Annotated in this window: 22 protein-coding genes; 13 read left to right on the plus strand and 9 right to left on the minus strand. The window is 72.2% G+C overall.

Translation table 11 applies throughout. The features are described from left to right. The first annotated feature begins 42 nt into the window (after positions 1-42). The 9 genes from ACQPY0_RS16475 to ACQPY0_RS16515 are packed head-to-tail and all read left to right on the plus strand — an operon-like array spanning position 43 to position 8,562. Positions 43-1,233 carry an NHL repeat-containing protein gene (locus ACQPY0_RS16475; RefSeq protein ID WP_432989634.1) on the plus strand — a complete coding sequence of 397 codons (1,191 nt, stop codon included), beginning with the start codon at positions 43-45 and terminating at the stop codon, positions 1,231-1,233. Further along, positions 1,230-3,575 carry a carbamoyltransferase HypF gene (hypF, locus tag ACQPY0_RS16480; RefSeq protein WP_432995270.1) on the plus strand — a complete coding sequence of 782 codons (2,346 nt, stop codon included), beginning with the start codon at positions 1,230-1,232 and terminating at the stop codon, positions 3,573-3,575. The genes ACQPY0_RS16475 and hypF overlap by 4 nt, the downstream gene beginning before the upstream one ends. Further along, positions 3,575-3,835: a HypC/HybG/HupF family hydrogenase formation chaperone gene (locus ACQPY0_RS16485; RefSeq protein ID WP_432989636.1), complete on the plus strand. Its 261-nt coding sequence runs from the start codon at positions 3,575-3,577 to the stop codon at positions 3,833-3,835. Before hypF ends, ACQPY0_RS16485 begins: the two co-directional genes overlap by 1 nt. Next, positions 3,832-4,575: a hypothetical protein gene (locus ACQPY0_RS16490; RefSeq protein ID WP_432989638.1), complete on the plus strand. Its 744-nt coding sequence runs from the start codon at positions 3,832-3,834 to the stop codon at positions 4,573-4,575. The genes ACQPY0_RS16485 and ACQPY0_RS16490 overlap by 4 nt, the downstream gene beginning before the upstream one ends. 26 nt (positions 4,576-4,601) lie before the next feature. Beyond that, on the plus strand, positions 4,602-5,264 hold the full coding sequence (locus tag ACQPY0_RS16495; protein ID WP_432989640.1) for a D-sedoheptulose-7-phosphate isomerase: 663 nt from the start codon (positions 4,602-4,604) through the stop codon (positions 5,262-5,264). Next, positions 5,254-6,345, plus strand: coding sequence for a hydrogenase expression/formation protein HypE (gene hypE / locus ACQPY0_RS16500; RefSeq protein ID WP_432989642.1), 1,092 nt, complete (start codon positions 5,254-5,256; stop codon positions 6,343-6,345). Before ACQPY0_RS16495 ends, hypE begins: the two co-directional genes overlap by 11 nt. Positions 6,346-6,356: 11 nt before the next feature. Next, positions 6,357-6,641, plus strand: a complete 285-nt coding sequence (locus ACQPY0_RS16505; protein ID WP_432989644.1) for a HypC/HybG/HupF family hydrogenase formation chaperone — start codon at positions 6,357-6,359, stop codon at positions 6,639-6,641. Beyond that, positions 6,638-7,768 carry a hydrogenase formation protein HypD gene (gene hypD, locus ACQPY0_RS16510; protein ID WP_432989646.1) on the plus strand — a complete coding sequence of 377 codons (1,131 nt, stop codon included), beginning with the start codon at positions 6,638-6,640 and terminating at the stop codon, positions 7,766-7,768. The genes ACQPY0_RS16505 and hypD overlap by 4 nt, the downstream gene beginning before the upstream one ends. Continuing rightward, positions 7,765-8,562, plus strand: coding sequence for a DUF6390 family protein (locus tag ACQPY0_RS16515; protein ID WP_432989648.1), 798 nt, complete (start codon positions 7,765-7,767; stop codon positions 8,560-8,562). The genes hypD and ACQPY0_RS16515 overlap by 4 nt, the downstream gene beginning before the upstream one ends. Here the strand turns inward: ACQPY0_RS16515 and ACQPY0_RS16520 are convergent. The 8 genes from ACQPY0_RS16520 to ACQPY0_RS16555 all read right to left on the minus strand — a co-directional run bounded on the left by ACQPY0_RS16520 (position 8,496) and on the right by ACQPY0_RS16555 (position 16,879). Further along, entirely contained in the window at positions 8,496-9,254 is a 759-nt protein-coding gene (locus ACQPY0_RS16520) for an HAD family hydrolase (RefSeq protein WP_432989650.1), read from the minus strand. The two genes, ACQPY0_RS16515 and ACQPY0_RS16520, sit on opposite strands and share 67 nt — an antisense overlap. Next, positions 9,251-10,183 (minus strand): phosphoribulokinase, encoded by a 933-nt coding sequence (locus tag ACQPY0_RS16525; protein ID WP_432989652.1) that lies wholly within the window; start codon positions 10,181-10,183, stop codon positions 9,251-9,253. Before ACQPY0_RS16525 ends, ACQPY0_RS16520 begins: the two co-directional genes overlap by 4 nt. Positions 10,184-10,196: 13 nt before the next feature. Next, complete coding sequence (gene tkt, locus ACQPY0_RS16530) at positions 10,197-12,203, minus strand: transketolase (protein WP_432989654.1); 2,007 nt, start codon at positions 12,201-12,203, stop codon at positions 10,197-10,199. Beyond that, on the minus strand, positions 12,200-12,892 hold the full coding sequence (rpe, locus tag ACQPY0_RS16535; protein ID WP_432989656.1) for a ribulose-phosphate 3-epimerase: 693 nt from the start codon (positions 12,890-12,892) through the stop codon (positions 12,200-12,202). The genes tkt and rpe overlap by 4 nt, the downstream gene beginning before the upstream one ends. Next, positions 12,889-13,740 (minus strand): phosphoribulokinase, encoded by an 852-nt coding sequence (locus tag ACQPY0_RS16540; protein WP_432989658.1) that lies wholly within the window; start codon positions 13,738-13,740, stop codon positions 12,889-12,891. The genes rpe and ACQPY0_RS16540 overlap by 4 nt, the downstream gene beginning before the upstream one ends. A 20-nt stretch (positions 13,741-13,760) precedes the next feature. Then, the gene (locus tag ACQPY0_RS16545) at positions 13,761-14,852 is read right to left on the minus strand and encodes a class 1 fructose-bisphosphatase (RefSeq protein ID WP_432989660.1); all 1,092 of its coding nucleotides are present in this window, start codon (positions 14,850-14,852) and stop codon (positions 13,761-13,763) included. Beyond that, entirely contained in the window at positions 14,849-15,898 is a 1,050-nt protein-coding gene (locus tag ACQPY0_RS16550) for a class I fructose-bisphosphate aldolase (RefSeq protein WP_432989662.1), read from the minus strand. Before ACQPY0_RS16550 ends, ACQPY0_RS16545 begins: the two co-directional genes overlap by 4 nt. Before the next feature lie 81 nt (positions 15,899-15,979). Further along, positions 15,980-16,879 (minus strand): LysR family transcriptional regulator, encoded by a 900-nt coding sequence (locus ACQPY0_RS16555; protein WP_432989664.1) that lies wholly within the window; start codon positions 16,877-16,879, stop codon positions 15,980-15,982. A gap of 89 nt (positions 16,880-16,968) precedes the next feature. On the opposite strand from ACQPY0_RS16555, the gene ACQPY0_RS16560 reads away from it, so the two are divergent. The 3 genes from ACQPY0_RS16560 to ACQPY0_RS16570 are packed head-to-tail and all read left to right on the plus strand — an operon-like array spanning position 16,969 to position 19,764. Beyond that, positions 16,969-18,402, plus strand: coding sequence for a form I ribulose bisphosphate carboxylase large subunit (locus ACQPY0_RS16560; protein ID WP_432989666.1), 1,434 nt, complete (start codon positions 16,969-16,971; stop codon positions 18,400-18,402). 10 nt (positions 18,403-18,412) lie between these two features. After that, positions 18,413-18,838, plus strand: a complete 426-nt coding sequence (locus ACQPY0_RS16565; RefSeq protein ID WP_432989668.1) for a ribulose bisphosphate carboxylase small subunit — start codon at positions 18,413-18,415, stop codon at positions 18,836-18,838. Next, complete coding sequence (locus tag ACQPY0_RS16570; RefSeq protein ID WP_432989670.1) at positions 18,835-19,764, plus strand: AAA family ATPase; 930 nt, start codon at positions 18,835-18,837, stop codon at positions 19,762-19,764. Before ACQPY0_RS16565 ends, ACQPY0_RS16570 begins: the two co-directional genes overlap by 4 nt. Positions 19,765-19,780: 16 nt before the next feature. Here ACQPY0_RS16570 and ACQPY0_RS16575 read toward each other — a convergent pair whose 3' ends face one another. After that, entirely contained in the window at positions 19,781-20,272 is a 492-nt protein-coding gene (locus tag ACQPY0_RS16575; protein ID WP_432989672.1) for a hypothetical protein, read from the minus strand. 172 nt (positions 20,273-20,444) lie between these two features. Between ACQPY0_RS16575 and ACQPY0_RS16580 the strand changes: the two genes are divergently transcribed. Beyond that, on the plus strand, positions 20,445-21,299 hold the full coding sequence (locus tag ACQPY0_RS16580) for a hypothetical protein (protein WP_432989674.1): 855 nt from the start codon (positions 20,445-20,447) through the stop codon (positions 21,297-21,299). Positions 21,300-21,462 lie beyond the last annotated feature (163 nt).

Here is a 21,462-nt window from a genome sequence, read left to right on the forward strand (position 1 = left end):
CGCCGGAGCTTGCGGAGGTGCCGGCGTGAGACGGACGGCCGCATGAAGACGGTCCGGTTCCGCACCGCAGCTCAGCGGGTGGTCGGGCCCGCTGAGGCGGGGCCCGTCGGCGACTCGGCCGGCGGCTGGCGGCCCGAGCGGTGGCTCGGCGCTCCAGTGGCGGGCGGGCTCGCCCTGCCCGCCGCCCGCCCCACCCCGTCCTGGCTCTACGCGCCGCGCGGGGTGCACCTCGGCCGGGTCGGCGGGCGCGACGTCCTCGTGGTCGCGGACACGGGCAACCACCGGGTTCTCATCTGGCACGCGCTGCCGGACCGTGACGAGCAGCCGTGCGACGTGGTGCTCGGCCAGCCGGACGCGACCAGCGAGGGACCGGCGGCGGGCGGCACCAGCACCACGCGGGGCATGTTCCTGCCGACCGGCGTGACCATCCACAACGGACAGTTGATCGTCGCCGACGCGTGGCACCACCGGATCCTCGTGTACGACGGGCTGCCCGAGTCGCCGTTCGCGCGGCCGGATCTCGTACTCGGCCAGCCCGGCCCGGACCGGGTCGAGCCGAACGCCGGCGGGGAGTGCGGGGCCACGACGATGTACTGGCCGTTCGGGGTCGGTGTCGTCGGCGGCCGGTTCTACGTCTGTGACACCGGCAACCGCCGGGTGCTCGGCTGGTCGCAGGGCGTGCCGGACTCGCCCGGCCGCCGGCCCGACCTGGTACTGGGCCAGCCCGACGCGGCCGGCCGCGAGGAGAACCGGGGCGGGCCGCCCGGGCCGGACAGCTTCCGCTGGCCGCACGACGTCTGCGGCGATCAGGACCGGCTGCTGATCGCCGACGCCGGCAACCACCGGGTGCTCGGCTGGCGTCCGCACCCGATACGCGACGCCGGGGCCGACCTGGTCATCGGGCAGCCCGACCTGACGAGTACGCAGGAGTGGCCGTACTCGCCGCAGCGGGCCGATCTGCTGCGTTCCCCGTACGCCGCGGACACCGACGCCGGCCGCCTCGCCGTGGCGGACACCGCGAACAACCGCGTGCTCATCTGGACCGACGGCCCACGCGGCGAGCGCGCGGACGTGGTGCTCGGCCAGCCCACGTTCGCCGCCAACGGGGAGAACCGGTGGGCCGCGGTGACCCCCGACTCGATGTGCTGGCCCTACGGGATCTCGCTGGCCGGGGACCGGTTGGCGGTGGCCGACTCCGGCAACAACCGTGTCATGATCTGGCGGTGCGGATGAGCACCACCGCCAGGGACCGCCGCGAGTTCACCGTCACCGGAGTGGTGCAGGGGGTGGGCTTCCGCCCGTTCGTGCACCGGCTCGCCGTCGAACTCGGGCTGAGCGGATTCGTGGGCAACGCCGAGCAGGCGGTGATCGGCGAGGTGGAGGGCAACGGCGAAGCGGTGACCGCCTTCCTGCGCCGCCTGCACACCGACGCCCCGCCGCTGGCCCGGATCGCCCAGGTGCGGGCCCGGACCATCGCGGCCCAGGCCGGGCCCGGCGGCGGCTTCACGATCGTGGCGAGCGTGGGCGGTGCCGGCAGCCGCCGGACCCTGGTCGGCCCCGACGTGGCCACCTGCGCCGCCTGCCTGGCCGAGCTGTTCGACCCCGCCGACCGCCGCTACCGCCACCCGTTCATCACGTGCACCGACTGCGGCCCGCGGTTCACCATCATCCGTGATCTGCCCTACGACCGGCCGGCGACCACGATGGCCGCGTTCCCGATGTGCCCGGCCTGCCGCACCGAGTACGAGACGGTGAACGACCGCCGCTACCATGCCCAGCCCATCGCGTGTGCCGACTGCGGACCGACGCTCTGGTTCGAGCACGACGGCCTGCGCGTCACCGGCACCGACGCCGCCGTCGCCGAAGCCCAGCGGGCGCTGATGGCCGGGCGCATCGTGGCGGTCAAGGGCATCGGCGGCTACCACCTGGCCTGCCGGGCCGACGACGAGGACGCGGTGCGGCGGCTGCGCGAGCGGAAGCTGCGCGACGAGAAGCCGTTCGCCGTGCTCGCCGCCGATCTGGCCACGGCGCGGCGACTGGCCGTGGTGGACGATGACGAGGCCCGGGCGCTGAGCGGCCCGGCCCGCCCGATCGTGTTGCTGCGCCGGCGCGCCGACGCCCCGGTCACGGCCGGGGTGGCCCCGGGCAACCCGTGGCTGGGTGTCATGCTGCCGGGCAATCCCGTGCAGCACCTGCTGCTCGCGCAGGTGCCGGGGATGAGCCTGGCCCCGCCCGACGCCCTTGTCTACACGAGTGCGAACCTCAGCGAGGAGCCGCTGTGCTTCGACGACGAGGACGCGATCACCCGGCTGCCGCACCTGGCCGACGCCGTGCTGACCCACGACCGGCCGATCCACGTGCCGTGCGACGACTCGGTGGTCCGGGTCGTCGACGGGCAGGAGCTACCGCTGCGCCGGGCCCGCGGGCACGCCCCGCTGCCGGTGCCGCTCGGGCGGTCGCTGCCGCCGGTCCTGGCCGTGGGCGGTGAGTTGAAGAACACCTGCTGCGTGCTCGACGGCGAGTACGCGTTCTGTTCGGCGCACATCGGCGACATGGGCAGCCTGGCCACCCTTCGCGCCTTCGACCGCGCGGCCGGGCAGCTGACGACACTGCGCCGGGTCACCCCGGTGATCCTGGCCGCTGACGCCCATCCGGGGTACCAGACGCGCGCCTGGGCCGAGCGGCACGCCGCGGGCACCGCACCGCACCTCGTGCAGCACCACCACGCACACGTGGTCTCGCTGCTGGCCGAGCACGGCCGGATCGGTGAGCCGGTGATCGGGGTGGCCTTCGACGGCACCGGATTCGGAACCGACGCGACGGTGTGGGGCGGCGAGTTCCTGCTCGTCGGCGCCGACCCGACGCGCTTCACCCGGATCGGCCACCTGCTCCCGGTGGACCTGCCCGGTGGAGACGCCGCCGTGCGGAACCCGTGCCGGACCGCGCTGGGCTACCTCGCCGCGGCGGGCGTCGACTGGGATTCGGACCTGGCGCCGGTCGCCGCCTGCGCCCCGGCCGAACTGGCCGCCGTGCGGCTGCTGCTGGCCACCTCCGCCGTGCGGTCCTCGAGCATGGGGCGGCTCTTCGACGCGGTCGCATCGCTGCTGGGCGTGCGGCAGCGAATCGGGTACGAGGCGCAGGCGGCCATCGAACTGGAGCACCTGGCCGGTCTCGGCGCCGGCGAGCCACCGCAACCGCTGGCACCGTTCGGCCTCACCGACGACGGCCGGCTCGACCACCGGCCCGTGATCCGCTGCCTGGTCGAGCGGGTGCGGGCCGGGGCGGACGCGGCCGTGCTGGCGGACGCGTTCCACCAAGCGGTGGCCGACGCCGTGGTGGCCGTCGCGACCCGGGCCGCGGCGACCAGCGGGGTGTCCAGCATCGGGCTGACCGGCGGCGTGTTCCAGAACGTGCGGCTCACCCAGCTGTGCCGGGACAGGCTGGGCGCGGCCGGCCTCGCCGTGCTCACCCACCGGCTGGTACCGCCCAACGACGGCGGTCTGGCCCTCGGACAGGCGGTCGTGGCCGGCCTCGTCGCGGCTCGTACACCGGATTTCCAGGAAGGCGGACGCTGATGTGCCTCGGAGTTCCCGGACGCATCGTCGAGGTGTGGCACGAGGGCGGCGCCCCCATGGCCGACGTCGACTTCGCCGGCGAGCGGCGCCGGATCTGCCTGGCCTACCTGCCAGATCTCGGCCCGGGCGACTACGTGATCGCCCACATGGGCTTCGCGCTGACCCGGGTCGACGAAGAGACCGCATCCTCGACGCTCGAGTTGATGCGGGAGTACGGGGTACTGCCCACCGAACGCACCACCATGGAGGGAGCGGCATGACCACCGGCTCCGAAGGCATCACCGCCGACCTGCTCGACGGAACGCTCGCCGACGACCTGGCCACGGCGGCGCTGGCACTGGCCCGCCGCTTCCAGGCGGGCGCCACCATGTGGTGCATTGCTCCACAGTGGACGCCCCATGCGCACCACATCGCGGTGGAGTTCGTCCACCCGGTCATCGTCGGCAAGCGGGCGCTACCCGCGGTCGCGCTCACCGGCCCCGACGTCGTAGCCCAGGCCCGGGTGTGCGTGCGCAGCGGCGACATCGTGGTGGCGGTCGCCGCGGCGGGCGAACCTGGCGTGCTGGAGCTGATGCGGCGGGCCCCGGCGTGGGGCGCGCACACGGTGTGGATCGGCTCGGGCCACCGCCCGCCCGGTGGCGCCGCCGACCACGTGCTCTGGCAGGACGACCCGGATCCGCTGGCCCCGGCCAACGGCCGGTTCGTGCTGATGTACCACCTGCTGTGGGAGTTGACCCACGTCTGCTTCGAGCACCCCGGCCTGCTGGTGGGCGGCGAACCGGAGTGCACCGACGAGGTCTGCGTCACGTGCAGCGACGAGGGAAGGCTGGCCGAGGTGCTCCAGGCGCCGGAAACGCCGTTCGGGCCGGCCCGGGCCCGCACCGCCAACGGCGCGGAGGACATCGACGTCACACTGGTGTCACCCGTGCGCCCCGGAGACCTGCTGCTGGTCCACGCCGGCTCGGCGCTCACCCGGATCGACCCGCAGGTGCAGCCATGAGCGATCTGGAGCGAAGCGGAGGGCGCATGAGCGGTACGAGTTTCCTCTACCCGTTCCTCAACGGTGACGAGCGCGACGCCGGCGCACTGCTGGCCGACCTGGCCGCGTCCGCCCGGGCCAAGGCGCGCGAGTCGGCGGCGCTGCAGCGGCGCACGCTGGCCGCGAACGCCACGTCGATCGCGCAGGCCGGCGCGGCGATGGCGCGGCGGTTCGCCGACGGCGGCCGGCTGCTCGTGTTCGGCAACGGCGGCAGCTCGACGGACGCGGCAACCTTCGCCGACCTGTTCACCAACCCGCTCACCCGCTCGCCGTTGCCGGCGATCAACCTCGCGGCCGACCAGGCGGTGGTCACCGCGCTCGGCAACGACGTCGGCTTCGACCTGGTCTTTTCCCGCCAGATCGCCGCCTACTGCGGACACCACGACATCGCGGTCGCGTTCTCCACCAGCGGCAGCTCCGCTGATCTGATGGCCGGGCTGCGCGAGGCCCGGGCCCGCGGGCTGCTCACGATCGGCTTCGCCGGGTACGGAGGCGGTGACATGGCCGCCAGCCCGCACGTCGAGCACTGCTTCGTGATCGACTCGCAGAGCGTGCACCGTATCCAGGAAAGCCAGGCGCTGCTCGGCTATCACCTCTGGGCTGCCGCCGCCGGCGGACCGACCGAAAAGGAGTCCACCAATGACCGCTGAGTCTACATTGGACAGGGAGGGGCAGGTACTCGAGCGGATCTCCAACGTCCGCAAGCGCCGGCCCCGGCTCGTCGACGAGGTCGTGACGATGGCGCACGGGGCCGGCGGCAAGTCGTCGGCCGCCCTGATCGACGCCGTCTTCCTCGAGGCACTGCGCGGCCCCGAACTGGAACAGCTCGCCGACGGTGCGGTGCTGACCCTGCCGTCCGGAGAACGGCTGGCATTCAGTACGGACTCGTTCGTGGTGTCACCGCTGCGGTTCCCGGGTGGCTCGATCGGCCACCTCGCCGTGCACGGCACCGTCAACGACCTCGCGATGTGCGGCGCGGTGCCGCAGTGGTTGTCGTGCGCGTTCGTCATCGCCGAAGGCTTCCCGATCGTCGAGCTGCGCGAGATCGTGGCCGACCTGGCGGCCGCGGCCCGCGCGGCTGGGGTACGGCTGGTCACCGGCGACACCAAGGTGGTACCGGCCGGTGCCGCGGACGGGCTCTACATCACGACCGCCGGGGTCGGCGTCATTCCGGCCGGACGGGAGCTCAGCGCGGCCGCGGTCCGCCCGGGGGACCGGCTGGTGCTTTCCGGCACCCTCGGCGACCACGGAATGGCCGTGCTGCTGGCCCGGGGCGACCTCGACATCGAGGCCGAGATCGAGTCGGACACCGCACCGGTGAACGGATTGGTGGAGGCCCTGCTGGCCGCGGCGCCCAACACCCGCTGGCTGCGTGACCCGACCCGCGGCGGGCTCGGTACCGTCTGCAACGAGCTGGCGGTCGACGCCGGGGTCGGGGTGATCCTGGACGAGCGGCTGCTGCCGGTGTCGCCGCTGGTGCAGGGCGCCTGTGACCTCCTCGGCATCGACCCGGTCTACGTGGCCAACGAGGGCAGGTTCGTGGCGGTCGTGCCGGCGGACGAGGCGGAGGCGGCGGTGGCCGCGCTGCGTGCCGATCCGCTGGGCGGCCACGCCGCCGTGATCGGCGAGATCACCGAGCAGCCCGAGGGCGTCGTGGCGCTGCGGACCCCGTTCGGTGGCAGCCGCATCGTGGACATGCTCGTGGGTGACCCGCTGCCCCGGATCTGCTGAGGAGGTCTGCCATGTGTCTGGGGATTCCGGGCCAGATCGTCGAGATCGTCGACCCCGGGGCGTACCTGGCGAAGGTTGACGTGAACGGCATCCGCCGCACCATCAGCGTGCGGCTGCTGGCCGAGCAGGACGTCGCCGCCGGGGACTGGGTGCTGGTCCACGTCGGTTTCGCCATGGCGAAGATCGACGAAGGTGAGGCCGCGCTGACCATCGAGGCGATGCGCAAGATGGGCCAGGCGTACGACGACGAGCTCGCCGCCTTCGATTCCACCGCGATCACTCTGGAGTCCAGATGAAGTTCGTCGACGAGTTTCGCGACCCGGCCGCCGGCCGGGCGCTGGTCAGGTCCATCACCGAGCTGGCCGGCGACGACGAGTTCAAGTTCATGGAGGTCTGCGGGGGACATACGCACACCATCTACCGGCACGGCCTGGAGTACCTGCTGCCGCCCTCGGTCGAGCTGGTGCACGGGCCGGGCTGCCCGGTGTGTGTGATCCCCATGGGCCGGGTCGACGACGCGATGTGGCTGGCCGAGCAGCCAGGCGTCATCTTCACCACCTTCGGTGACATGATGCGGGTGCCCGGCAGCCGCGGCAGCCTGCTCGAGACCAAGGCCAGGGGCGCGGACGTGCGCTTCATCTACTCACCGCTCGACGCCCTGCGCATCGCCGTCGACAACCCGGACCGGCAGGTGGTCTACTTCGCCGTCGGGTTCGAGACGACGGCACCGTCCACCGCCGTCACCCTCGTGCGGGCCCGTGAGCTCGGGGTCACCAACTTCACCGTGTTCTGCAACCACGTCACGATCGTGCCGCCGATCAAGGCGATCCTCGACTCGCCCGACCTGCGGCTGTCCGGCTTCATCGGTCCGGGCCACGTGTCCACCGTGGTCGGCAACCGGCCCTACCGGTTCGTCCCGGAGGTGTACGGCAAGCCGATCGTCGTGGCCGGCTTCGAGCCGCTGGACATCCTCGCCGCCGTACACATGCTGCTGACCCAGATCCGGCAGGGCCGCTGCGAGGTGGAGAACCAGTACTCCCGGGTGGTGGCCGACGAGGGCAACCCGGCCGCGCTCGCGCTCCTGGCCGACGTGTTCGAGCTGCGGCCGCACTTCGAGTGGCGAGGGCTGGGCTTCATTTCCCAGTCGGCGCTCAAGCTCGGCCGGCGCTACGCCGACTTCGACGCCGAACTGCGCTACGACATGCCCGGGGTGCGGGTGGCCGACCCGAAGGCGTGCCAGTGCGGTGAGGTGCTCAAGGGCGTCATCAAGCCGTGGGAGTGCAAGGTGTTCGGCACCGCGTGCACACCGGAGACGCCGATCGGCACCTGCATGGTCTCGCCGGAGGGCGCCTGCGCGGCGTACTACAACTTCGGCCGGCTGCACCGCGAGACGGCGCTGCTCGTCGGCCGGTCCGGCGCGTGAGCCGCGAGGGCGAGCGGTTGTTCGCCCGCTACGCCTTCCCGCCCAACGACCTCGGCTACTGCGGACCGGCTGACGCACGCGCCCTGTTCGAGCTGGCCGCCAACGGCCACGCGGCCGGCGACATCGAGGCGATCGCCCGCCGGTTCTCGGGAGTCTGGCCATACCTGGTGCTGCTGGCCGAGGTGACCGGGGGCACCGATCCGCTCGACGAGGGGCTGGTGCGGGCGTACTGGACGGGTGCGCCCGCCGAGGGCGTCGAGGCGGCCGAGTTCGGCGCCCGCCTGCTGCACCGCCTCGGCACGCAGGCCGGGCACTACTGGCACCACCTCGACGAGGCGCTCCTGCCGGAGGCGGCGCCGGACCACGGCTTCCACGTGTTCGGCGTCTACCCGTGGTCCCGGCTGCTCCCGGCCGGGCCGCCCGAGCAGCCGCTGCACGTGCTGGACTCGTGCCGCATCAGCTGGGGCCAGGTGACGCGGGTGCGGGACGGCCACATCGTGATCCGGCGTCAGCCGCTGGGCTGGGACGGCGAGCGCCTCGACCTGCTGCCCGAGCGCGAACACGAGGTACGGTTCCGGATCAACGGCTGGAGTTTCGTCGCCGATCCCCGGCCGGGCGAGTGGCTGGCGCTGCATTGGGACTGGGCGTGCGACCGGCTCACCCGCGACGATGTGACTCGGCTCCGGCAGCGCACGGTGGACCGGCTCGCGATGACGAACGAACGCCTCTACCGGGACCGGGCCGCCGCCCGCAGCCGCCGCAGCGCCTCCGCGGTGACACCGCCGCGGAGGTAGGCCGGCACCGCCGCGTCGAACAGGTCCATGGCCTGGTAGCTCGGCAGGACCGCGGCCGCGCCGGGGAACTGCGCGCCGCGGTGATATGCCGAGGTGACCACGAGGCACGGCAGGTGCGCCCGGACCGCGGCGTCCAGGCCGGGTGGGGAGTCCTCCACCGCCAGGGCTTCCTCGGGCGAGGCGCCGAGCGCGGCCAGGGCCTGCCGGTAGGCCTCGGGGTCCGGCTTGAGGCGCGTCACGTCGTCGGCGGTGACCACCGCCGTGAACGCAATGTCCTGGAACAGGCGCTTGAGCAGGACAGTCACCCAGGCCCGGCTGCCGGTGGTGGCCACCGCGACGGCGACCTCGCGGTCGCGCAGGTCGCGCATCAGCTCGTGTACGCCTGGCCGGGCCCTCAGCGTCCCGGTGTGAACCCAGCTGATGAAGTGCGTCGTCTTCGTCTCGTGCAAGGAGCGCGCCAGCGTGGCCGCGTCGGTGTGACCCCGCCCGGCGAGGTATGCCTCCAGCCGGCGGCGGCCGCCGGTGATGGCCAGCAGCCGGCCGTATTCGGACACGCCCCATTCGTAGGGCAGGCCGTGGTCGCGGAAGGCGAGGTTGAACGCGCGGCGATGGCCGTCGCGCTCCGTCTCGGCCAGGGTGCCGTCGACGTCGAAGACCACCGCGCGCAACTGGTGCGACGGGCGCGTGCTCACCGCTGGTACACCTCTTGCGTGAGGTGGAACAGCAGCAGTTCCTGGGTGATCGCGAGCGGCGCGCTGCGGGTGCCGTCGCCGAGCCGCCCCAGCCCCCGTGGCATCGTCCGGCCGCCCGCGACGCCGTCCCAGAGTGCCTTCTGCAGCAACTGGGCCTCGTCGGCCGTGGCATGGCCGTGCACGCGCAGGCAGTCGACCGGTGTGCCGTCGTCGTCGCGGATGATGTTCAGGTTCATGGCCGCGTTGACGTCGTCGATGAGGGTGTCGATGAGCGGCGGGTGCTGGATGGTGGGCCGCAGCAGCAGTTCGGCACCGAGCGGCGTCCCCGGCGGGTCGACCCGGTCGGCAGCCGGCGCGAACCGCACCACGATGTCGGCGTAACGGCGCTGCGGCCGGATGTACGCGGCCGAGTCGGGCTCGCGCCGGGCGAGCTCACGGCGCACCTCGTCCTCGCTGTAGCCGCGACTGGTGGTGTCACGGATGATCTTCCAACGGTGCCGGACCTCCTCCGGCGGGTCGAGGAAGACGGTGATGTCGAAGCACGCCCGGGACAGCTTGGAGTACAAGGGGAACAGCCCTTCCACGATGACGAACTCGCGTGGCTGCACGTAGGCCGGGCGGGCGAAGGTGCCGGTGCTGTGCTCGTACACCGGTTTGAGAATGGGCTGCCCGGTGGCCAACATCTGCAGGTGCTGCTCCATGATGTCGAGGTAGTTGGCCTCGGGATGCAGCGCGGTCAGCGCCAGCGCACGCCGCTCGGCCCGGTCGTAGCGGTGGTAGTCGTCCACGCACACGAAGGTGCACCGTTGCGGCCCGATGGCAGCCACCAGCCCTTCCGCGAGCGTGGTTTTGCCCGAGCCGCTGTCGCCGCCGAGCGCGAGCATGACCGGCCGGGCTCCGGCGGGCTCGGCCAGACGCGAACGCAACATGCGTACCAGCTTGTCAGGCATCGGCGCCGCCGTCAGCTACCGCGACCGGTGCGCGCTCGACCAGGGCAACCAGCAGCTCGACGGTGAACCCGAGCGAAGCCAGCACCTGCTCCCCGGGGCCGCAGACGCCGAACCGGCTGAGGCCGAGCACGTTGCCGGCGCCGACGTGGGCAGCCCATCCGGTCGGCACGCCGGCTTCGACCGCGACCAGGCGGGCCGGTCGACCGGTCAAGGCCTCCTGTTCGGCCGGGGACAGGTCGGCGAAGCGCTCCCGCCATGGCACCGACACCACCCGGGTGGGCCGCCCGCACGCGGTGAGCCGCTCGGCGGCGGCCACCGCCAAGGCCACTTCGGATCCGGTGGCGAGGATGGTAACGGCCGGCTCGTCCACCGGCGGTCCGACGATGCGCGCGCCGCGCTCGGTGATGAACGAGACCTCGGCCGGGCCGAGCGCCGGCAGGCCCTGGCGGGACAGGATGAGCGCGGTCGGGCCGTCGGTACGCCGCAACGCGGTGTACCAGGCGGCGGCGGTCTCGGCATCGTCCGCCGGCCGCAGCACGGCCAGGCCGGGGATCAGCCGCAGCGACTCGATGTGCTCGACGGGCTGGTGCGTCGGCCCATCCTCGCCCACCGCGATCGAGTCGTGGGTCAGCACGTGCACGACCGGCAACCGCATCATGGCGCAGAGCCGCAGCGCGGGCCGTAGGTAGTCGCTGAACGCCAGGAAGGTGCTGCCCACCGGGCGCAGCCCGCCGTGCGCCGCGATACCGTTGAGCGCGGCCGCCATCGCGTGCTCGCGAACGCCGAAGTGGATCCGGCGCCCGCCGTAGTCGCCGGCGGCGACCACCGCGCCGGGCAGCGCGCCGAGGCCCGTCGACCCGGCGAGGTCGGCCGAACCGCCGACCAGCTCCGGCAGCACCGCCCCGGCCGCGGCGAGCGCCTGGGCCGAAGCCTGCCGGGTGGCGAGCCGGCCACCGGTCGCCAGGTCCGCGAGCGCGGTGTCCACCGTGGTCGGCAGTCCTCCGGCCTGGCAGCGGCGCCATTCCGCCGCCGCCACGGGGTTCGCCCGGGCCCAGTCGTCGAACCGGGCTACCCAGCCGGCCCGTTGCGCGGCGCCCGTCGCGGCCAACGACCGGCAGCGGTCCCGCACCGCGGACGGCACGTGGAACGGTTCGGGGGAGCGGCCGAGCCGGCGGCGGGTGGCCGCGAGGACCTCCGGGCCGAGCGGGCTGCCGTGGGCCGCCGCAGACCCGGCGACGCCGGGAGCGCCGTAACCGATGACCGTCCGCACCGCGATGAGGCTGGGCCGGGGATCGAGCCGGGCCGCACCGATCGCGCGGTCGATCGCGGCGACGTCGTTCCCGCCGGGTACGGCCGCGGTGTGCCAGCCGTACGCGGCGAAGCGTGCCCGTACGTCGTCGCGGCAGGACTGGGACGCCGGGCCGTCGATCGTCACGTCGTTGTCGTCGTAGAGCACCACGAGCCGGCCCAGGCCGAGGTGCCCGGCGAGCGACGCCGCCTCATGGCTGATCCCCTCCATCAGGCAACCGTCGCCGACGATGACGTACGTGCGGTGGTCCACCGCGGCCGGGAAGCGCGCGTGCAGCATGCGTTCGGCCAGGGCCATGCCGACCGCGTTGGCGAACCCCTGCCCCAGCGGCCCGGTTGTGGTCTCGACGCCCACCGTGTGCCCGAACTCGGGGTGCCCCGGCGTGGCCGAGCCCAGTTGCCGGAACGCGCGCAGCTGCGCCATCGGCAGGTCGTAGCCGAACAGGTGCAGCAGCGCGTACAGCAGTGCGGAGCCGTGTCCGGCCGAGAGCACGAAGCGGTCCCGGTCCGGCCAGTCGGGGCGGCCGGGATCGTGGCGCAGATGGCGCGACCACAGGGCCCACGCCATCGCCGCGCAACCCATGGGCATGCCTGGGTGGCCGGACCGGGCGGCCTCGACCATGTCGGCGCTGAGCAGCCGGATCGTGTCGACCGCCAGGTCGTCCAGTTCGGTATCTCCCCGGTTCGTCATGCGCGGGCTCCGATCGACTGCCGGGCGGCGGCGCGCAGCTCGGCGATGGCGGCCGCCCGCCCGGCCGGGTGGCGCGACAGCCAGCTGCCCGAGATGAACACGCCGGCCCCGGCTGCGGCCGCGCGCCGGATGGTGACGTCGGTGATGCCGCCGTCGACCTCCAACTCGATCGGGGCGCCGTGCCGGTCGATGACCGCGCGTACCGCCGCGATCTTGGGTTCCATCGCCGGCAGGTACTCCTGCCCGCCGAAGCCGGGGTTCACGGTCATCACCAGGACGAGGTCCGTCAAGTCGAGGACGTGCGCGATCGTGTCGACCGGAGTGTGCGGGTTGAGCGCCACACCGGCGCGCGCACCCAGGCTCCGGATGCCGGTCAGCGTCCGGTGCAGGTGACGGCAGGCCTCGGCGTGGACGATCACCAGATCGCAGCCGGCGCGGACGAAGTGCGGTGCGGCCTCGTCGGGATCCTCCACCATGAGGTGGGCCTCGAACGGAAGGTCGGTCACGCGCCGGCAGGCCGCCACCACGTCCGGCCCGACGGTGATGGCGGGCACGAACCGCCCGTCCATCACGTCCCACTGCACCCGGTCGGCGCCGGCCGCGGCCAGCGCCCGGCACTCCTCGCCGAGCCGGGACTGGTCGGCGGCGAGCATGGAGGGCACGATCACGAGCCCGGAACCTCCGTTCATGAGCGGTCCCGCCGTTCCATGAGGCGCAGGATCATCGGGGTGAGGATGAGCTGCATCGCGAGCTCCATCTTGCCGCCGGGCGCGACGATGATGTTCGGCCGCGACATGAACGAGTCGTGCAGCATCGACAGCAGGTACGGGAAGTCGATGCCATGGGGGTCGGCGAAGCGGATGACCACGAAGCTCTCGTCGGCGCTCGGGATGAACCGGGCGACGAACGGGTTGGAAGTGTCTACTGTGGGCACTCGCTGGAAGTTGATGTGGGTCCGGGAGAACTGCGGGCAGATGTGGTGCACGTAGTCCGGCATGCGGCGCAGGATGGTGTCCATGATGGCCTCGCCCGAGTAGCCGCGCTGGGTCCGGTCGCGATGCAGCTTCTGTATCCACTCCAGGTTGATGATCGGCACCACGCCGATGCGCAGGTCGGCGTGGCGGGCCACGTCGACCTCGGCGTCCGCGAACGCACCGTGCAGCCCTTCGTACAGCAGCAGGTCCGTGCCGGCCGGGATGTCCTCCCACGGCGTGAAGGTGCCCGGCGGCTGGCCGAAGGGGTGGGCCTCCTCCTCGTCGTGCAGGTATCGTCGGACCTTGCCGGAGCCGGTGCGGCCGTACTCGGCGAACAGCGCCTCCAGCTCCGGCAGCAGGTTCGCCTCCGGCCCGAAGTGGCAGAGGTGAGGATTGCCGGATGCGGCGGCGTCGGTCATCGCCTGCCGCATCCCCGTCCGGTCGTAGCGGTGGAACGAGTCGCCTTCGACGATCGCCGCGCTCAGCCCCTCCCGGCGGAAGATGTGCTGGAACGTCCGGGTCACCGACGTCGTGCCGGCGCCCGACGACCCGGTGATGGCCACGACGGGGAACGCGCCCGACATCAGCGCCCGGCCCGGAACATCGACCGGACGTTGAACAGCGACCCGTCGAAGCCGCGATCGTCCGGTTCCCGGTGGTAGCGCTCGATCCGTTCGACCTCGGCCCGGGAGCCGAAGACCAGCGGCGCACGCTGGTGCAGCCCGGTGGGGGCGAGGTCCATCACCCGCTCCCGGCCGGTGCTGGCGAGCCCGCCGGCCTGCTCGACGAGGAACGCGATCGGGTTGCACTCGTACATGAGCCGCAGCCGCCCCTGTCCGTTGGCGTTGCGGGTGTCGGCCGGGTAGAGGAACACCCCGCCGCGGGTCAGGATGCGATACGCGTCGGCCACCAGCGACGCGACCCAGCGCATGTTGAAGTCCTGGCCGCGCGGCCCGCTCCGGCCGGCCAGGCATTCGGCGATGTACCGCCGCACAGGATCCTCCCAGAAGCGCTCGTTCGAGGCGTTGATGGCGAACTCGTGGGTCTGCTCCGGTATCCGCATCCGCGGGTGAGTGAGCACGAAGGCGCCGATGTCGCGGTCGAGGGTGAAGCCGTCCACGCCGTTGCCGGTCGTCAGCACGAGCATGGTGGCCGGCCCGTACAGGGCGAACCCCGCGCAGACCTGGGTCACACCCGGCTGCAGGAAGTCCTCGAGCCGGGGCTCCTCGCCCGAATCCGGGGCGCGCAGCACGGAGAAGATGGTGCCGACCGTGATGTTGACGTCGATGTTGCTCGAACCGTCGAGCGGGTCGAACAGCAGCAGGTACTTGCCCCGCCGGTACGGAGCGGGAACCGGCAGGATGTCGGGCATCTCCTCGGACGCCAGCGCGGCCAGATGCCCGCCCCACAGGGTCTCGGCCAGCATCACCTCGTTGCTGACGAGATCGAGGCGCTGCTGTACTTCGCCGTGCACGTTCTCGCTGCCGGCGCCGCCGTGCAGGTCGGCGAGCCCGCCCCGGTTGACCTGGTTACCGATGATCTTCACGGCGGTGGAGATCGCGTTGAGCAGCCCGGAGAAGTCGCCGGTCGAGCCGGGGTGCCGGTGCTCCTGCTCGATCGTGTGCCGGGTCAGCGTGATGCGCCCAGGCTGCGACGGTTGCATGCCGGCGGTCACGGACGCACCGCCGGCGACGGCTCGGGCGTGTATCGGTGCGCGGCTGCGGCACGGGCGCAGTTGGCGGCCAGGGCCGCTTGCGCGATGGCCGTGGCGCCGGGATCGCCGTGCCAGGTGACCAGGGCGTCGTCCACGAGGGCCCGGCCGAACGAGAAGGTCAGGCGCCACGGTGCGGCCTCCTCGGCGGCAAGCTCGTTGATCGACTGAAGGTTGGCGCAAGCATGGTCGTTGCGCTGCCCGCCGGACAGGAAGGCGATGCCGGGCACAGCCGCGGGGACATGCGCACGCAGGGTCTGCAACGTGCGCCGGGCGACCCCGGCCGGCGGGACCGGTGTCTCGTGGTGGGTCCCGGGGACGACCATGTTCGGCTTGAGTACGATGGCCCGCAGGTCCACGCCCATCAGGTCGAGTTCGGCGAACACCTGGGCCAGCACATTGGCCGTGGCCCGTTCGCACACCGCGATGTGGTGGTCGCCGTCCATGATGACCTCGGGCTCGACGATGGGCACCAGTCCGGCCTCCTGACACAGCGCCGCGTATCGGGCCAGGCCGTGGGCGTTCGCCCGGATCCCGCGCCGGCTGCCGTTCTTCGGCGACCTGCCGCCGGGGGTGGCGCAGATCCGGGCGTTGAAGACCGCCCGCCATTTCGCGAAGGTGGCGCCCTGCGCACGGTAGCGCTCGAGTCGCCCCCGCAACCCGTCCAGTCCCTCGGTGACGGTCACCCCGTCGGTGAAGGGGAGCGGGCTGACGCCGGTGTCCACCTTGATCCCCGGCTGGATGCCGCGCTCGCGAGCGGCGACCGGGAAGGGCGTGCCGTCCACAAGGGGTTGTCCGAGCGTCTCGTCGCAGAGGATGATCCCGGAGATCCACCGATCGAGGCCGGGCGTGGTCAGCAGCAGTGCCCGGTAGTCGCGCCGGTTCGCCACCGTGGCGTCCACACCGGCGCGTTCGAGCCGCCGCGACATCGTCGCGATGCTCTCGTCGGCGGCGAGGATGCCGGTGCCTGGCGCGACCAGGCCGGCGGCGGTTTCCATGAGATCGGACACGAGGGCTCCCAACGGTCCAGCCGCGTCCGCGGCATCGGGTGAGGCTGGAGCGACGGTAGAGGGAGGCCCGGCCGGCGTGCCTCACCCGCGGGGGCGTAGCCGGGGGTGAGCCCGTGCCACCCGAAACGCCAGCCGACCGGCATGGCGCGGATCGGTCAGGTGGGCCAGGAACAGCTCGGTGGTGGCGGTCGGGGCGGCGGAGGTGACCGCGTGCCACGGCCGCCGCAGCGGGATGCCCCGGGCCGGCACCCGCTGCAGAGCGCCGCTGCTCAGGAGCTGTTCGACCGCATCGGCGGACACCAGCGTGACGCCCAGGCCCAGCGCCGCCGACGACACCACCGCGCCGACCGAGCCGAGGGTCAGCAGCGGTGGCTGGATCTGCAACGACTGGTGCAACGCGAAGGTCGCCTCCCGGGTGCCCGAGCCCGCCTCACGCAGCAGCCAGGTCGCGGTGGCCAGGTCGGGCTGCAGCCCGGCCGCCGCCACGACCACCAGCGAGTTGGCCCGGGTAGCACGGGTGATCATGCCCGGTCCAGGACGGCCGCCGATCACCACATCCAGCCGGTGGTCGGCCAGCAGCGTGAAGATCCGGTCGCGGACGCCGACGTCGAGCGTCAACTCCACCGCCGGATACCGCTGCCGGAACGAGGCGAGCAGGCCCGGGATGAGGGACTCGCCGGCCGTGGTGACGGCGCCGATGCGCAGCCGGCCGCGCTCCGCGGCCAGCCCCCGCCGGGTCGCGGCCACACCCTCGTCGATGAGCCCGAGGATGCGCCGGGCGTAGCCGGCGAACACCTCACCGGACTCGGTCAGCCGCAGGCCGCGCCCGTCGCGCTCGAACAGCACGACGCCCACCTCGCGCCGCAGTGCCGCCAGCGAGGCGGACACCGCAGACTCGGTGACCGACAGCCGCTGGGCAGCGGCCCGGGCCGAACCGGAGTCGACCACCGCCAGGAAGGTTCGCAATCGTACGGGCGTCATGCCGTACGAGGATAGACAAGGAAATGCTCAAGTAAGCACAGCAAAAGCTCGCTGGACGAGTTGAGTGTCGGCCCGGCACCCTCGAACGCATGACCAGTGAGGAACGGTGGAACCCCGGGGTCCACAGCTATGCGAGCATGGGCTACTACAACGCTGACTACGTTCCCCGGGACACCGACGTGCTCGCCGTGTTCCGGGTGACCCCGCAGCCCGGCGTGGACCCGATCGAGGCGGCCGCGGCCGTCGCCGGCGAGTCCTCGACCGCGACCTGGACCGTGGTGTGGACCGACCGGCTCACCGCGCACAACCACTACCAGGCCAAGGCGTACCGGGTGGACCCGGTGCCCGGCCGCGACGGCGAATACCTCGTGTACATCGCGTACGACCTCGACCTGTTCGAGGAGGGTTCGATCGCCAACCTGACCTCGTCCATCATCGGCAACGTGTTCGGCTTCAAGCCGCTCAAGGCGCTGCGGCTGGAGGACATGCGGATTCCGGTGGCATACGTGAAGACGTTCCAGGGGCCGGCGCACGGCATCGTGATGGAGCGGGAAATGCTCAACAAGTACGGCCGTCCGTTGCTGGGCGCCACCATCAAGCCGAAACTGGGGCTGTCCGCGCGCAACTACGGCCGGGTGGTCTACGAGGCGTGCCGCGGCGGGCTCGACTTCACCAAGGACGACGAGAACATCAACTCGCAGCCGTTCATGCGTTGGCGCGACCGATTCCTGTACTGCATGGAAGGCGTGAACCGGGCGATGGCGGAGACCGGTGAGATCAAGGGCCACTACCTCAACGTCACCGCGGCGACCGTCGAGCAGATGTACGAGCGGGCCGAGTTCGCCAAGGATCTGGGCAGCGTCGTCGTCATGATCGACCTGACCGTCGGATACACGGCCATGCAGTCGATGGCCGCCTGGGCCCGCCGCAACGGGGTGCTGCTGCACCTGCACCGGGCCGGCCACGCCACGTACACCCGGCAGAAGACCCACGGAGTGAGCTTCCGGGTCATCGCGAAGTGGAGCCGGCTGATCGGGGTCGACCACATCCACGCCGGAACCGTGGTGGGCAAGCTGGAAGGAGACCCGGCGACCACCCGCGGCTTCTACGACACGCTGCGCCTCGACCACGTCCCGGCCAATCCCGCCAACGGCATCTACGTCGAGCAGGACTGGGCCAGCATGCCCGCAGTGATGCCGGTAGCCTCCGGAGGTATCCACGCGGGGCAGATGCATCAGCTCGTCGACCTGCTGGGCGAGGACGTCGTCCTGCAGTTCGGCGGCGGCACGATCGGTCATCCGATGGGCATCGCGGCCGGCGCCGAGGCGAACCGGGTGGCGCTGGAGGCGATCGTCAAGGCCCGCAACGAGGGACGCGACCTGCTCCGGGAAGGTACCGCCATCCTGCGCGCCGCGGCCCAGCGCTGCCCTGCGCTCGACGCCGCCCTCGCCACCTGGGGCGAGGTCACGTTCGACTACGCGTCCACGGACGCCCCGGATACCGTCCCCACCGCCAGCCGTTAGGAGCCGACCCATGTACCTGCGCCACGGAACCTTCTCCTATCTGCCCGAGCTGACCGAAGACGAGTTGGCCGCACAGATTCGCTACGCGCTCGACAACGGATGGCCGGTCTCGATCGAATACACCGACGATCCGCACCCGCGCAACGTGTACTGGGACATGTGGGGCCTACCCATGTTCGACCTCGCCGAGCCGGACGCGGTACTGCGCGAAATCGCGGACTGCCGCGCCGCTTTCCCGCAGCAGTACGTGCGGGTGCTGGCCTACGACGCGCGGCTCGGGCGCCAGACCACCGCACTGAGCTTCCTCGTGCAGCGCCCCTCCCGGGAGCCGGGTTTCCGGCTGGCGCGTACCGAGGCACACGACCGGGTGCAGCGCTATGCCCTGCAGCCCTACGCGACGCAGGCCCCGCCGGGGGCGCGCTATGAGGAACCGTGACCGGGGGCTTCGCCATGCGGCGCGCCGATCCGGCGCCCGAGGAGATACTGGACGCCGCGGCGCTGGTCGATCTCAACGCCGACGAGATGAGCCTGCGGGCGCGAGCGGTGCTGGCCGAGTTCGACCGCGACATGGTGGGGCTGGCCGGGGTGAAGCGGCGCCTCGCGGAGATCGCGGCCCTGCTCGTCGTGCGCCGGGCCCGGGCCCGTTTCGGCCTGTCGGACAGCAAGCCGTCGCTGCACATGAGCTTCACCGGAGGCCCGGGCACCGGCAAGACGACCGTGGCCCTGCGGATGGCCGAGATGCTGCACGCGCTGGGCTACCTGCGCACCCCGCGAGTGGTCGTGGTGACCCGGGACGACCTCGTCGGGCAGTTCATCGGACACACCGCACCGAAGACGAAGGAGGCCATCGCCCGGGCCGCCGGGGGAGTGCTGTTCATCGACGAGGCGTACTATCTGCACCGCCCGGAGAACGAACGGGACTACGGGCAGGAGGCGGTAGAGATCCTGCTTCAGGAGATGGAGTCCGAGCGCGGTTCGCTCGCGGTCATCTTCGCCGGATACGCCGACCGGATGGATGCCTTTCTTTCGTCCAACCCGGGGCTCAGCTCGCGGGTGGCGCACCACATCCACTTCGACGACTACAGCCACGACGAACTCGTCCGGATAGCCGAGCTGATCCTGGCCCGCGACGACTACCGGTTCAGCCCGGACGCACGACTGGCGTTCCGGTCCTATACGGAACTCAGGACGGCGATGCCGCGCTTCGCCAATGCCCGCAGCATCCGCAATGCGCTGGAGCGGTGCCGGCTGCGGCAGGCGACCCGGCTCGCCGCCGCGCCCGGGCCGGTCGGCCGGACGGACCTGATCACCCTGACCGAGGCGGATGTGCGCGGCAGCAGCGTGTTCGCCAAGGGCGGTTGACCGCGGCGGGGCGAGGTCAGATGCCGGACAACGACCGCATCTCGGCCAGCACCGCCGCCTTCTCGCCGGCCGTGCACGACGCGTCGATCGTCCAGACGACTTCGGCCCGGTGGTGTGCGCGGCTCGCCCGGACCAGGGCAATCCGGCCACTGGGCAAGGTGATCCGCCTGGTCATCAGGTGACAGGCCCCTACCAGCTCAGCGGCCAGGGCCGGCAGCCGTGACCCCTCGGCCGTGGACAGCAGCATGGGCCGGCCGTCCGGGAGGGTCAGCCTGAGCCGGGCTCCGGAGGAGCGATCCACCGACCGGATGTCCGGCCAACCGAGCCTGCGCCAGTCCAGCCCTGGTGAGCACCGGTAGTGCAGCGCCCGGTCGGTAGCGACGTAGCAGGCCCCGAACGGCGACGTCTCGTGCAGCAGCACGCGTTCCCCGGCTTCGAGCCCAGGTTGCGAGCGCCGGCGCCTACCCATGAGCCGGTGCACCGCCTGTACGATCAACTGTCCGAGCATCAAGGGCCTCCTCCGATCGGGTCATCGTCTGACGGAGCAGGCGGCGCCGGCTTCACCCGCTGGGGTGGGTCGGCGTCTGAACGAGACCACCCGCATCGGAAAGGGGACGCATGAGCGATCCGGAGCGAAGCGGAGGGCGCATGAGCGGTCCGGAGCGATGTGGGGTGGCGGCATGAGTGGGCGGCCATCCATCGCACAGACCGACGAGCAGATCGGTTTCCACTGGCTCACCGACGGCGGGCGGCCCGTCGGCCTCACGGATCTGGTACGGACCGATCCTGAGCCTGAGCGCCTGCTGCCGACCCACTTGGCCGCGCTCGACGACGCGTTGATCGACGCGGCCGGCCGGTTCGGGCGGTTGCTCGGTGGCGGTGAGCCGGCGGTCACGGAAGCCCAGCGGCTCGATCTGGGCGAGCTGCACCGGGTGCTCGACCGGCTGTGCCAGGAGTACGCCGCGGCGCTGGCCGTGGTCGAGACCGAGGCCGAGCTGCGTGCGGGCCTGATTGTCGGGACGGCGCAGCTGATCGCGATCCGGGCCCGGATGGTCCTCGGGGTGTCAGGTCCTACGCCGCTGGCCGGCACACTCACCGATCCCGGCGTGGGAGTGGTGTCCGGGCACGGCCGGCTCGTCTTCGTGGACGAGAGCACGCTGTGGCGCGGCGCGCGTTGGGTCGTCCAGGCCGAGCACGGCGCCCGCTATCCGCTGACGCTGTCGATGCTGCTGTTCGACAGCTCTGGCGTGAACAAGGATGCGGCGCTGGACGAGCACCGGGCGGCCCTGCGCCAGGTCGCCGCCGCGGCCGACGACACCGGCGCCGACCCGTTCGTCTCCGCCGGATCGGTCGAGTGGTTGCTCTACGACTGGCTGATGGCGCACCGGGAGTCGGGGTCGAGCGGCGCCATCGAACTGCGCGGCAACCGGCTGGAGGACGCCCGGTTGATCGTGGCCGCCGCTGACGCGCTCGTGCGCACGCGGGCCCTCCTGGAACCGACGCTCCTCGAAGTGCCCACTCGTCGCGGCCAATGAGGCGCAGCACCACGGCGCGGATCGAGCGCGCGGCCGGCCCGGACGCTTGCATCGGGACCGGGCCGCGTGGCGGCGTGTGAGCACGTCCCGGTGCCGGCAAGGCGTCCTGCGGGCAGCTGGCATGGATCCACGCGCGCAACGCCCATTCGACGGGGCCGTACCG

Origin of the sequence: Dactylosporangium sp. CA-233914 (assembly GCF_050942935.1) — a bacterium.
GTDB lineage: Bacteria > Actinomycetota > Actinomycetes > Mycobacteriales > Micromonosporaceae > Dactylosporangium.